The sequence below is a fragment of the Paenisporosarcina sp. TG20 genome (genome assembly GCF_000286315.1).
In the GTDB taxonomy this organism is placed as follows: domain Bacteria; phylum Bacillota; class Bacilli; order Bacillales_A; family Planococcaceae; genus Paenisporosarcina.
Genome location: NZ_ALJG01000349.1, coordinates 22,578 through 35,679, shown reverse-complemented (window position 1 = coordinate 35,679; position 13,102 = coordinate 22,578). Strand labels below are relative to the sequence as shown.

Genomic DNA, 13,102 nt, shown 5'->3' with positions numbered 1-13,102 from the left:
CTTGACTGGGAAAAGCGAGGCCAGGTGAGACCCCGCAGGCGCTTGCGACGAGGAGGCTCACGGACCGCCCGCGGAAAGCGTCCGCCTGTAACGGAAATCACAAAAATTTAATAGAAGGCTATCTTATAAAGGACCGGGCGTATTCTGCCCGGTTTTTCTTAATGGTAAATATGTGATTCTTTCTCTCTATAAAAGCTACCGTACTAGAAAATGAAATTCACATTTGTAAGTTAGTATAAGAGTCTCATAAATCATAATATAGTCTTTATAAAAATAAAGAGTTTTATAATTCTAATTCACTGATTATTATAAAAATATAAATTTAAATAAAGGTTTTTTACGATTAATAGCGAATAATTGGAATAAGTACGATTAAAGAGAATTAAATAATCATAGGATGGAAGAGGTGTGAAATATGGAAAAAATTAAATTGCCTGAACTGCTATACCCGAGTGATTTTGATATATATCTTTTCCATGAAGGAACACTATTTGAAAGCTATAAAATACTCGGTGCTCATATCATTTCTGATAACAATCTTCAAGGTGTTCGCTTCGCTGTCTGGGCACCCCATGCAAGTCAGGTATCCGTCGTGGGCAACTTTAACAATTGGAATGGTACTCAGGACCAGATGGAACGTATCGAACGTTCTGGTATATGGGTTCTATTTATCCCCGACCTAAAACAGGGGGATATCTATAAATATGAGATTACCGGACAAAATGGACAAAAGGAATTAAAGGCAGACCCGTACGCCTTTTATTCTGAGCTGAGACCTGCAACCGCGTCCGTAGTCTATAAGTTAGATTCATATGAATGGAACGATCAGAAATGGATGGCAAACCGAACAAAGGCGGATGTATACCATAAACCAATGATGATTTATGAAGTCCACTTGGCTTCTTGGAAGCAAAAGCCGGATGGAGAATTTTGTACTTATCAAGAACTCGCTGAGGAATTAGTAGATTATGCTGTGGATAACGGTTTTACTCATATTGAGTTAATGCCTGTTATGGAACATCCATTTGACGGATCATGGGGTTATCAAATTACTGGGTTTTATTCAGTCACTAGTCGTTACGGCACACCTGAGCAATTAATGTATTTTATAGATCGTTGTCATCAAGTAGGGCTTGGTGTAATCCTTGATTGGGTACCCGCTCATTTTTGTAAGGATATCCAAGGGCTTGGTCGATTTGATGGAACACCGCTATATGAACCAGTTGAGTTCTTACGTTCTGAGCGTCCTATATGGGGCACATATAGCTTTGATTATAGCAAACCGGAAGTTGTAAGCTTTTTGATTTCTAACGCTATGTTTTGGATGGATCTTTATCATGTTGATGGTTATCGAATCGATGCAGTGTCTTCAATTATCTATTTAAATCATGATAACCCGCTTCCTGTTAAATTGAAGAATCAGTATGGTGGAGAAGAAAACTTAGAAGCAATTGATTTTCTGAAAAAATTAAATGAAACCATTTTTCAAAAATATCCTGGAGTCTTGATGATGGCAGAGGAAGCAACCGAGTGGCCGCTTGTGACCAATCCGACGGATGAAGGCGGGCTTGGTTTCAATTATAAATGGAATATGGGCTGGACAAATGACTTACTTGAATATATGAAACTTGATGTAAATGAACGTCCGAAGCATCATCACCTACTGACCTTTTCATTCTTTTATGCATATTCCGAAAATTATATACTTCCATTTTCGCATGATGAAATGGTCCATGGAAAACGCTCTTTAGTTAATAAGATGCCAGGAGATTACTGGCAAAAATTTGCGAATTTACGTCTGCTGTTCGGATATTTATTCGCACATCCAGGAAAAAAACTATTATTTATGGGCAGTGAATTTGGACAGTTTGATGAATGGAAATACCGAGAAGAACTTGATTGGATGCTTTTAGATTATGAAGCTCACTCCAGCTTTTATAATTATTATAAAGAGTTAAATAAGTTTTATTTGGACACCAGTTCACTATGGCGTCTTGATCATGAAGAAGAAGGATTTGAATGGATCGATGATAATAGAGAGCAAAGTGTCATTACTTTTATGAGAAAAGGGAAGCGCAAAGGTGATTATTGCATTGTTGTTTGTAATTTTTCTTCTGTTGTTTTCCATAATTATCAAATTGGTGTGCCATCGAAAGGGAATTTTATTGAAGCATTTAATAGTGATGCAACATCGTTTGGTGGATCGAATCAGATAAATTCTGCTCCAATCCAATCTGAGAAGATACCGCTCCATAACCAAACATGCAGTATGGGAATAACAGTTCCCCCTTTAGGTATTGCAATATTTAAGAAACAATCAAAAACTAGAAAAAGGGGAGTTCATACAAATGTCATCTAAAAAATGGGTTGCTATGCTATTAGCTGGAGGTCAAGGTTCTAGACTTGGCGAATTGACTAGTGATTTAGCCAAACCCGCAGTTCCATTTGGAGGGAAATACCGAATTATTGATCTTACGTTGAGCAATTGCACCCATTCAGGAATTGATACGGTGGGTGTACTGACTCAATATCAACCTCATATTTTAAATTCATATATCGGTAACGGACGCCCTTGGGATTTAGACCGTAATCATGGCGGGGTTGCACTACTTCCACCTTATAAGGATAAAGATGGTGGTGAATGGTACAAAGGAACAGCGAATGCAGTATATCAAAATTTCCATTTTATCGATACTTATGACCCGGAAAATGTACTTGTTATTTCAGGGGATCATATTTACAAAATGGATTATAACAAGATGCTTAAAAATCATGTAGAGACAGGTGCACAAGTCACGATTGCTGTTATTGAAGTTCCCTGGAATGAGGCCAGCCGCTTCGGCATTATGAATACTGACGATACTGATCGAATTATTGAGTTTGATGAAAAACCAGAACATCCAAAAAGTAACCTAGCTTCAATGGGTGTTTATCTTTTCAATTGGAAACTTCTCAAAAAGTATTTAACTGAAGATGCAAATGATAGTGCTTCGACTAATGACTTTGGTAAGGACATAATTCCAAAGATGCTTTGTAAAGGTGTACATCTGCAAGGGTATCGATTTACTGACTACTGGAAGGACGTTGGTACGGTTGAAAGCCTCTGGGAAGCTCACATGGATTTATTGGAAGAACCATCAGTATTAGAGCTTGGAGACCCTGATTGGCAGATATACGCAGGTAATGCAAACCATCCTCCACAATATATCTCACAAGAAGCAGAAGTTGTACAATCCTTAATCAATGAAGGATGTTTGGTATTTGGCAAGGTTGAGCATTCTGTTCTTTCCTATAATGTTCAAGTTGGGTTCGGTTCGAAAATTAAGGATTCCGTCATTATGCCAAACGTCAAAATCGGCAATAATGTAACTTTAGAAAAGGTAATAGTCGGTAGTGGATCAATCATAGAAGATAACGCCGTCATATGTGATGAAAATCAAGGGCTTACCTTAATTGGTGAAAATCAGCGAATTTCTCCAATGTATGCAGAGCTTTAAATCTTTAATAAGAGGAGGGAAGCTTAGTGAGAAATGTTTTAGGAGTTATTAATCTCGTCAATGAACAACCAATTTTAAAAGAGTTGACCCATCATCGTTGTCTTGCTTCCGTACCATTTGGAGGACGTTATCGAATGATTGACTTCACAATGTCAAACTTAATGAACGTTTCTGTAAGTAAGGTAGCGGTATTTACTAAGGACAAATATCGATCTGTTATGGATCATCTTGGTTCGGGGAAGGAATGGGATCTTGATCATAGATCACAAGGATTATTTATACTACCTCCTATAAATCCTGATAGAAAGATTAAAGGAGATTTACAGCAATTCTATGATCATATCGAATTTTTTCAGCGTGCTAATGCCGACACGGTAATTATTGCTCCAGGTCATCATATTTGCAAAATAGATTTTAACGAAGTAATAAAACAACATGAAAGCAAAGGGGCAGATATAACAGTCCTTTTTAAGGATTTTGATGGGAAACCAGTGAACAAGCCTCTTTATCACAAATGTTTGCTTAATCAAAGTGGGGAAGTCATTGATATTGAGCTATACACATCTCCAGGACAAGGCAGTCATGTGTGCTTGGAAACATATGTGATTAAAAAGCAGCTATTAATCGAATTAATCAAGAACTGTATAGAGAATGAGGAATTTGATTTTTTGAAAGATGTTGTAAAAGCAAATTTAGGAAAACTCCAGGTACAAGGGTACAAGTTCGAAGGACATATGCCATTCATCCATTCACTTGAAACATACCATAAGAGTAATATGGAGTTTCTTAACCCAGAAATTCTACGCTCCTATTTTTATGATTCATGGGAAGTCTTTACAAAAATTAAGCATGAGGCACCCGCCAAATTTTCTATCTCATCTAAGGTGTCAAATTCGCTAATTGCAAATGGTTGTATAATTGAAGGAACAGTTGAAAATAGTATCATTTTCCGTGGTGTAAAGGTTAGAAAAGGTGCTGTTGTCAAAAACAGTATTCTCATGCAAAAAAGTGAAGTAAATGAAGGCGCAACAGTTGAAAATATTATTACCGATAAGCAAGTAACCATTACAAAAGGACAGACTATCACAGCCAAGAATCATCCGACTGTGATTAAAAAAACAGTAGTATTTTAATGGAGGGACACTAACATGAATATCTTATTTGCAGCCTCAGAATGCGCCCCTTTCATAAAAACAGGGGGGCTAGGAGACGTTATTGGTGCCTTGCCTCAATCTTTACTAGAAAAGGAAGTAAACGTAAGCGTGATCATACCGAAATATGGTGATCTCCCTATCTATTATCAGGAAAAAATGGAATGGATCAAAAGTATTGAAGTACCTTTAGGCTGGAGAAATCAGTTTTGCGGAATTGAGAAGTTTGAATATGAGGGAATATCCGTATATTTTCTCGATAACGAATATTACTTTAAAAGACATGGTAGCTACGGTTTTGGTGATGATGGAGAACGATTTGCTTTTTTTACAAGAGCTGTATTAGAGGCTTTGCCATACTTAGAGGATAAGCCTGATATCATTCATTGTCATGATTGGCAAACAGGACTTATTCCTGTTCTATTAAAGGCTCATTATAAAGATAATCCATATTATCAAAGTATTAAAACGGTGTTTACGATTCATAATTTACGCTACCAAGGTGTGTTTCCAAAGTCTGTCCTTTCTGAATTACTTGATTTAAGTGAGCAATATTTTCGCATAGACGGTTTAGAATTTTTTGGCAATGTTAGTTATCTCAAAGGTGGACTAGCTTTTGCTGATCGTATCACAACTGTAAGTGCCACTTATGCCTCTGAAATACAAACATCATATTATGGGGAAAACCTTGATGGATTTTTACGAAAGAAGGGCGTTCATGGCATTGTAAATGGAATTGACAATAAGTCCTATGACCCTAAAAATGATGAGCTTATTTTTCTACAATACGATAGTCATAAAGGGAAGGCTGGAAATAAAAAGAATCTACAGGAATCTCTGGGGCTACCTGTAAACGTTGATATACCAATAATTGCGATGGTGACTAGACTTGTTGATCAAAAAGGAATTGATTTAATTCAACATGTATTCCACGAAATAATTGGTTTGAATGTCCAGTTTATTTTATTAGGCACAGGGGATCAGCAATATGAAGATTCATTCAGATATTTTGCCGATTATTATCCCGATAAAGTGTCAGCTAACCTTTACTTTGATGAAGCAATGGCTCGTAAAATTTATGCAGGGTCCGACCTTTTCCTAATGCCATCCAAATTTGAACCATGTGGTATTGGACAGTTGCTTGCACTTCGCTATGGAACACTGCCGCTAGTTCGTGAGACAGGCGGTCTGAAAGATACTGTAATTTCTTATAATGAAATTACAGACGAAGGAAATGGTTTTAGTTTTGAAAATTATAATGCCCACGATTTAATGTATACAATTGAGCGAGCAGTCAAACTTTATCGCTCTCAGCCTAGCAAGTGGAGTACTATAGTTGAGCGCGCTATGAAACTTGATTTTAGTTGGTCTTCATCTTCAGAACAATATCTTGAAATATACAAAGAACTATTATTAGATGTGAGAGAAGATTTGGCTGTAAAGTAAGATATGCTTCAAACTAAAACAAGACACAGTCCTTAATGGACTATGCCTTGTTTTTTTCGCTGTATAAGAATGAGTCGGTATGATAATGTAATGGCGCCTGCAGTCAAGCCAACTATTAACCCAATCCAGTATCCAAATGGACCGAATTCAGTATACTTCGATAGAAGGTAACCAACCGGTAAACCAATGATCCAATAAGATATAATAGCCATAATAAACGTAACATTAACATCTTTATAGCCACGTAGAGAACCTTGAACTGGAGCTTGGATGGCATCTGACAATTGGAAAAGTGCAGCGTATAAAAAGAATTGAATTGTTAACTGAATAACCGTTTCATCTGTCGTATAAATTCCTGCAATTTGTTCTCTGAAAAAGAATAAAATACATGCAGAAAATAAGCTAAATAAAACTGCAGTACTGACACTTAGCCAACTGTATGTTCGTGCATCTTTAAAGCGTTTTGCTCCAACTTCATACCCTACTAAAACTGTTGCCCCAAATGAAATACTTAACGGCACCATGTAAAGTAATGAAGTGAAATTTAAAGCGATTTGATGAGCGGAAATAACAGCAGTACTATAAGTACTCATCATTAGAGTGACTGCAGAAAAAATACTTGTTTCAGCAAAGATAGATAAACCAATAGGGATTCCAATTAAGCTAATATCACGCCACCTAGAAAAATTTACTCGTGTCCAATTTTTAAATAGTTCATATTGTTGAAATGGTTTATGTCTATGTGCTATAAAAACAGTGATTAGTAATATTAACCAATATGTAATTGCTGAAGCATAACCAGCACCAGCTCCACCTAGTTCTGGAAATCCTAGCTTTCCGAAAATAAGCAAATAGTTTAAACACACATTTATAGGTGCAGAAAGCAATGTTATAATCATTGTAACCCGCGTTTGACCTAATGCGTCCATGTAAGATCGTAATACCGTGTAAGCAAATAATGGGATAATTCCGATAGTCATTGCAATTAAATATGATTTGGCAATGTTTTCAACTCTATTTTCTAACGTCATCATTTGTAAAATAGGGTCAATCGCAAAGAATATAGCAATTGTAATAACAATAGATAATGCTAAAGATAAAAATAAACCTTGTTGCACTACTAGTCTGACTTCATCTTTTCTTTTAGCTCCTATTAATTGAGCAACAATTGGAGTAACAGCAATAAGTATACCCGCTAGTCCTGTATAAATTGGTATCCATAATGAAGAACCAATTGCTACTCCAGCTAAGTCTTTACTTCCGTATCTACTGGACATTAAAATATCAAAGAATGTAATTAAATATAATGCTACTTGTGTAATTAAAATAGGTGATACAATTTTAAACATTAGCAACCATTTATCTTTGAGATGTATTGTTTCATACATGTGAAATCACCCTATTTTCTTCAAATTCATATCTATTGTATCATATATGCATTAACTAAAAGTTGCGTGATTAATTTGATTTTTTCTTACCTGCACATCCAAAACTAAAATGGTAATCAATTGAATTTCAAGTATATCGTTCATATTAAGGTTTCAAATAGTGTATATTATGTACAGGATCAAATCGCAAACCAATTGTATTGTAAATTTAAGTGAATGGTATTAAAGATAGGAGATTTAAACATGAATAAAAAAGTAATTGTATTAACAGGCGGAGGAACTGCAGGACATGTTTCACTTAACCAAGCAATAATTCCGACATTAAAAGAGCAAGGCTTCCAAATTCATTATATTGGATCAAAAGATGGTATTGAATTAGAACTAATTCGTGATGCCTTTCCGGATATTAAATATCATGGTATTTCAAGTGGGAAATTAAGACGATACGCTTCTTTCAAAAACTTTACTGATCCATTTAAAGTTGGAAAAGGGTTAATAGAGGCTTTATTAATTGTTAGAAAAGTAAAGCCGGTTGTTATCTTTTCAAAAGGAGGATTTGTCTCAGTTCCTGTTGCGATGGCTGGTAAATTAGCCAATGTTCCAGTCGTAATTCACGAATCAGATGTTACTCCAGGTCTAGCGAATAAGATTGCAATGACATTTGCTCATCACATATTTACTGTCTTTAAAGAGACCTTACAACATCTACCTTCAAAAAAGTCTAGTTGTTCCGGATCTATTATTCGTTCAGAACTATTTCAAGGTAAAAAAGATGTAGGGCTTAGGATGTGTGGCTTCGTTGGATTTAAACCAGTTTTACTTATCATGGGCGGAAGTCAAGGCTCAGAAGTAGTTAATGAGGCAATTCGTAGTAATCTCACACAAATTCTTAACATGTATGACGTCATTCATTTATGTGGGAAGGGAAAAGTCAAAGAGTCATTACATAATGTATCAGGATATAAACAATATGACTATGTTACAAAGGAATTACCTCATTTAATTCATGCAGCAGATGTGGTTGTTTCAAGAGCTGGTTCGAATTCAATATTTGAATTCTTAGCTTTACGCAAGCCGATGTTATTAATTCCTTTATCAATACAAAAAAGTCGGGGAGATCAATTACTTAATGCTCGTATTTTTCAAACACAAGGATGGGCTTCTGTAATTGAAGAAGAAGAGGTAACCCCAGATTCATTTTTGATGTGTTTAAAAGATTTAAACGCTGATGCAGATAAAATGCGTCTTTTGATGGAAAGCTCAGAATACCCTAAAACTCCAAATGAAATGGTAAGACTTATTATTTCTTATGCAAAATGAAAAATACCGCCTACACATATACTTGTGTGGGCGGTATTTTTATTACAATATTAATTTACTTTGTTTTGTAGAATTTCTTTCTAATTGCATAACAGGTCAGCTAATTACATCGCTTGTTCTTCATCCATATTATCAAATCTAGAAGAAGCAGTAGCCATGTAAAACAAGTCTTTCGGAATTTGATAAAGCTCATATTGATGATCAGCAACATTGATTTCTTCAAATAAATTAGGGTGGGACTCTTTTGCATTAACCGTATAAGCAAGTTTATTTATAGCACGAATAGACTTTTCATTGTGTTTCTTAATTCGCACAAAGACTGTGTTGATATTATATTTAAAAAACAGTTCTTCTAAAAATAAATCTTTTGCTTTTTGATTATAGCCTTTACCTTGAAATGGCTGACCAATCCAAGTTCCAAGGAAACCTGCTTGATCTTGGATATCATATAAATTTATTGTTCCTATTGGCATACCATAATCATCGGTAATAGTCCGTGAAATTACTTCTCCACGTTCTTCTTCTTCCATTAATTGTTTCGTCATAAATAGGAATTCTTCAGCTGAATTTGCTTTTTGACGAACGAAAGGGAAGACAGATGGGTGAGATAAGTACTCGAATAAATGTTCACACTCGTGCAATTCTCGTCTTTTTATCATTATAAACGCCTCCGTATCGGGGCAGATTAAGACAGAAGTCTGGATCTAGCCCCTCGAAATTTTTCATTTTGTATTACACAAAAAATTTCAGGGTGGGAATCGAACCCACTAGAACCAGACATATGCTGGTGGCGCACCATTTGCCTTCCCTCACGATTTATAATAAATAAATCGTTTTTAAGAAAATAATTACTTTAATACTATACTAATTTTTCTTCAAAAAGCAAAGAGAAAAATCATGGATTTTTTGTAAACTTTGTTACAAATTTTTCAGTAGAAATTTAACGAATAGTTGTAACCTTCTCGGATAAGATTTATCATGAAAAGATAGAACTTTGGGAGGGAATATCATGACAATTATTTTCCATAAAGTGCACGGTTCTGGCAACACTTTTTATCTACACGAAGAATTGCCAAACATGACATACAATTGGCCTGTAACAGCACAAAAGATGTGCAACCCCTCTAATGAAAACGGGGCAGATGGATTATTAATTATTTCACAGTCCACTATAGCTGATGCTAAAATGCGCGTCTATAATGCAGATGGATCAGAAGCATCTATGTGTGGAAATGGCTTAAGATGTGTTGCAAGATTTGTATTACAAAAAGCAGGGAAAATAACAGCAACAATTGAGACGATGAAAGCTGTATTATCTGTGGAACAAGTAAAACCAATCTTTAAAAGTATAGATACGTACAAAGTGGAAATATCACCTGTGTCATTTGACCTTGATACATTGCCAATGATATATCAAAATCACAAGCAAATAGTAAATGAAGTTTTACCCAGATTTTCGGTAGATATTCACTTTACTGCTGTGTCAGTTCCAAACCCGCATTTAATTGGTATTGTTCCTATACAATATATTGAAAACATTCAATATCAAGAACAACTTTCTAAATCTTTTAATGTAGCAAATGATTATTTTCCGGATGGGGTCAATGTAAGTTTTATTCATCCTGTTGATGAATCAAGTATTTTTGTTCGTACTTTTGAACGTGGCGTAGGTTTTACAAATGCCTGTGGTACGGCTATGACAGCATCAGCCTTAGTAGCCGCAACAATCAAACTGGTTCCTTTTGGTGAAGTAACAGTATATAATCCCGGCGGTTTCGTAAAATGTTCTGTGGAAATCAATGAAAACCATATTAAATTATCTTTAATTGGTAACGCTACTTTTTTTGCAACTTTTTCAGGAGAATTATCGGAGTCAGGTGAATTCATTACTAATTCAATTATAGAACATGAAATAGAAATTGAAGAATACCAAGAACTTAAGCTACAAGCACAGCAACATGTGAACGATGGTTGGTCTAGCAATTCCGAATCTTAAGGATGAAATTTCTCAACTAAATTACTGTTTGTCTTATTATATGAAGATAGTATAAATTTAGTGTTATTTTATTTCAAAAAGATATTGCGAACAACATAGAAGGATAGAAGGTGAAAAGATGGCAAAACGTATACTCCTTGTAGAAGACGAAAAAAATATTGCTCGTTTCATAGAACTAGAGTTGCAACACGAAAATTTTGAAGTGGTACATCTGGTGTCTGGACGAGATGGTCTAGAGGCGGCAAAGTCACAGGAATTTGATGTTGTTTTACTGGATGTTATGCTGCCTGAGCTAAATGGAATAGAAGTTTGCCGCCGCATTAGATCCTTTTCCCCGGTTCCCATTATTTTAATTACAGCAAGAGATGCAGTTATGGACAGAGTCGCAGGACTAGATGCAGGGGCAGATGACTATATTGTCAAACCATTCGCTATTGAAGAATTATTAGCTCGAATACGTTCTGTGCTAAGACGCACAAATAATGTCAAAGAAGGAACACCACAACTAGCATTTAAAGACATTAGAATATACCTAGATGCACATCTTGTAGAAGTGAATCAAAATACTATTGATTTAACCAAAACTGAATATGATTTACTAATTTATTTAATTAAACAAAAGAATCGGGTCCTAGCAAGGGAGTTAATTTTAGAAAATGTATGGGGGTATTTAGCAGACATTGAAACAAACGTGGTAGATGTGTATATTAACCATTTGCGATCAAAGTTACCTAAAAACTATATAGAAACAGTTAGAGGAGTTGGGTATGTGATGCGTGAATGAACCTGAGAAGTCGGTTGACACAATTGATAGCTTCCCAATCCTTAAAGAAAAAATGGGCAATAAGTTCAGCAACAGTTATCTTCTTAAGTTTTACCGCAATGAGTATCATCCTATATATTGCACTAGGGGGATGGTTGTATCAACAAGAAGAACTAGAAGTAAATCGGTCAATGAGGGATTTAACAACATTTTTTGAATCCCAAGGTTCATATTTAACAGTGCAAGATATTCAAGAGAATACAGGATTACTGACTTCAATCGTTGATAAAGACCAAACTGTTCGTTTGTTAAACTCTGAAGGAATTGAGTTACTTAAAATAAATAATACGTCTACGTTTACGGTTTTTGATGAATTTGACTTACCAAGTAATGGTTATATTTTAAATACCTCTGACTCAACAGCTATATCCGCGATTGGGCATGTTCAGTTTGGACGATTTACAGGGTATGTCCAGCTCGAACATCCATTACAAGCTTTTCAATCGATTAAGACATATATATTAATAGCTATGATGCTTTTCGGTATATGTGCATTACTGTTGTCAGGATGGATTGGTTATTTATTAGCTACTTATTTGCTAAAACCTCTTCAAGAATTAAAAATGACCATGGATGACGTCGCAGCCCATGGATTTAATAAAGAATTAGCGATTTCTTATAATGCAAAGGATGAAATTGGAGAGTTAGTTTTTGTATATGAAAGCATGATGTCCAAGTTAAAGTCTTCCTTTGAACAACAACAACAATTTATGGCTGACGCGTCTCACGAACTTCGCACACCAATCCAGGTGGTAGAAGGCCATTTATCATTATTAAACAGATGGGGGAAAAATGATCCTAAGATTTTAGAAGAGTCTCTCGGTATATCTTTGCGAGAAGTGAAACAAATGAAAATGTTAATTGATGAAATGCTTGAACTTGCACGTGGCGAACAAATAGAAGACCGTCCACCTACAAATATTATAAAGCACACAAAAGAAATAATAGAGGAACTAATGCAAGTGCATCCAAAGGCAAGAATTGAACACATCATACCTCCTGATGACGAAATTGAAGTACTCATATCTTCAATCTCTTATCAGCAAATCATTCGCAATATTTTAACAAATGCAATCTTATATAGTAAAGAACAAGCTTTTATTTCAATTTCCTATGAGCGAACTATTGAGAAGGTTGTTGTTCACGTCAAAGATCAAGGAATAGGTATTGCACCTGAACATGTTTCAAAGATATTTAATCGCTTTTACCGAGTAGATTCGGCTCGTTCTCGAAATCTCGGAGGAAGTGGGTTGGGCTTAAGTATAGTTAAAATGCTTATTGAAAATGCAGGTGGATCAATTCAAATTACAAGTAAAGAGGAGATTGGTTCTACTTTTTCAATAATTTTACCATTAACAAAGTGAGAATTTTTCTTTACTATTATTAAGTCCATTCGACAAATTTAATAAATTTGCTTAATTTTATAAAAATGCATTGTATTTTCTATAGATAAGAGTAAGATTGAAATGAAAAAAAGTTCT

The 13,102-nt window shown here is 35.3% G+C and carries 10 protein-coding genes; 8 read left to right on the top strand and 2 right to left on the bottom strand.

Annotation, left to right across the window (positions count from 1 at the left end; translation table 11 throughout):
* Positions 1-415: 415 nt before the first annotated feature.
* From glgB to glgA, 4 genes are read left to right on the top strand one after another with little or no spacing between them, the layout of a single operon-like run.
* The gene (glgB, locus tag B371_RS0116930) at positions 416-2,359 is read left to right on the top strand and encodes a 1,4-alpha-glucan branching protein GlgB (RefSeq protein WP_019415502.1); all 1,944 of its coding nucleotides are present in this window, start codon (positions 416-418) and stop codon (positions 2,357-2,359) included.
* A complete protein-coding gene (locus B371_RS0116925; RefSeq protein ID WP_019415501.1) occupies positions 2,349-3,497 on the top strand; it encodes a glucose-1-phosphate adenylyltransferase in 1,149 nt (382 codons plus the stop codon). Before glgB ends, B371_RS0116925 begins: the two co-directional genes overlap by 11 nt.
* 26 nt (positions 3,498-3,523) lie before the next feature.
* The gene (gene glgD / locus B371_RS0116920; RefSeq protein WP_019415500.1) at positions 3,524-4,630 is read left to right on the top strand and encodes a glucose-1-phosphate adenylyltransferase subunit GlgD; all 1,107 of its coding nucleotides are present in this window, start codon (positions 3,524-3,526) and stop codon (positions 4,628-4,630) included.
* Between the two features lie 15 nt (positions 4,631-4,645).
* Positions 4,646-6,094, top strand: coding sequence for a glycogen synthase GlgA (gene glgA / locus B371_RS0116915; RefSeq protein WP_019415499.1), 1,449 nt, complete (start codon positions 4,646-4,648; stop codon positions 6,092-6,094).
* A 32-nt stretch (positions 6,095-6,126) separates the two neighbouring features.
* Here the strand turns inward: glgA and B371_RS0116910 are convergent, their stop codons facing one another.
* A complete protein-coding gene (locus B371_RS0116910) occupies positions 6,127-7,482 on the bottom strand; it encodes an MATE family efflux transporter (RefSeq protein WP_019415498.1) in 1,356 nt (451 codons plus the stop codon).
* Positions 7,483-7,725: 243 nt separating this feature from the next.
* Between B371_RS0116910 and B371_RS0116905 the strand changes: the two genes are divergently transcribed.
* Entirely contained in the window at positions 7,726-8,802 is a 1,077-nt protein-coding gene (locus B371_RS0116905; protein WP_019415497.1) for an undecaprenyldiphospho-muramoylpentapeptide beta-N-acetylglucosaminyltransferase, read from the top strand.
* A gap of 104 nt (positions 8,803-8,906) precedes the next feature.
* Here the strand turns inward: B371_RS0116905 and B371_RS0116900 are convergent, their stop codons facing one another.
* Positions 8,907-9,461, bottom strand: coding sequence for a GNAT family N-acetyltransferase (locus B371_RS0116900; protein ID WP_019415496.1), 555 nt, complete (start codon positions 9,459-9,461; stop codon positions 8,907-8,909).
* 350 nt (positions 9,462-9,811) lie between these two features.
* Between B371_RS0116900 and dapF the strand changes: the two genes are divergently transcribed.
* The 3 genes from dapF to B371_RS0116885 all read left to right on the top strand — a co-directional run bounded on the left by dapF (position 9,812) and on the right by B371_RS0116885 (position 12,985).
* On the top strand, positions 9,812-10,798 hold the full coding sequence (gene dapF / locus B371_RS0116895) for a diaminopimelate epimerase (RefSeq protein ID WP_019415495.1): 987 nt from the start codon (positions 9,812-9,814) through the stop codon (positions 10,796-10,798).
* Between the two features lie 118 nt (positions 10,799-10,916).
* Positions 10,917-11,582, top strand: coding sequence for a response regulator transcription factor (locus tag B371_RS0116890; protein ID WP_019415494.1), 666 nt, complete (start codon positions 10,917-10,919; stop codon positions 11,580-11,582).
* Positions 11,579-12,985, top strand: a complete 1,407-nt coding sequence (locus B371_RS0116885; RefSeq protein ID WP_019415493.1) for a cell wall metabolism sensor histidine kinase WalK — start codon at positions 11,579-11,581, stop codon at positions 12,983-12,985. Before B371_RS0116890 ends, B371_RS0116885 begins: the two co-directional genes overlap by 4 nt.
* Positions 12,986-13,102 lie beyond the last annotated feature (117 nt).